Origin of the sequence: Corynebacterium sp. HMSC036E10 (assembly GCF_001836265.1) — a bacterium.
Classification (GTDB): Bacteria; Actinomycetota; Actinomycetes; order Mycobacteriales; family Mycobacteriaceae; genus Corynebacterium; species Corynebacterium coyleae.
Window position 1 is genome coordinate 1 of sequence record NZ_KV827952.1, and the last position, 391, is coordinate 391.

Here is a 391-nt window from a genome sequence, read left to right on the forward strand (position 1 = left end):
GGGTTAAGCGACAAAATGTGTGTCCGGAATCGTTGATTTTCATGCTCTGAACTCCGCGTTTGCGGAAAATATATGCTCCAAAAGCATATATCGGCCCTCCCCTGCGAAAATCCACGGTGTGGCTGCCATGGTGTGCTATGAAGCAGTGGTTCGGTTGCCCAATGCCAAAGAACCGACCACGCTGCCACTGCGGCGGCGATATGAAACGCAACGGCACCACCAGCAACGGGACGACCCGGTGGCGGTGCAAAATCTGCGGTGCTTCACTGACCAAGCAGCGCAGCGATATCACCAACGCAGCCCTATTTCGTGCGTTCATCCAGCACCTGACCACCGGGACCAGTCTTGCTGCGATCGCCGGCAACATGAGCTGCTCGACACGTACGCTGCA

At 56.5% G+C, this 391-nt stretch carries 1 pseudogene; it reads left to right on the forward strand.

Annotated elements, in window-relative coordinates:
- Window positions 1-161: 161 nt before the first annotated feature.
- Window positions 162-391 (forward strand): annotated as a pseudogene (locus tag HMPREF2736_RS02265) (IS256 family transposase); the annotation flags it as partial.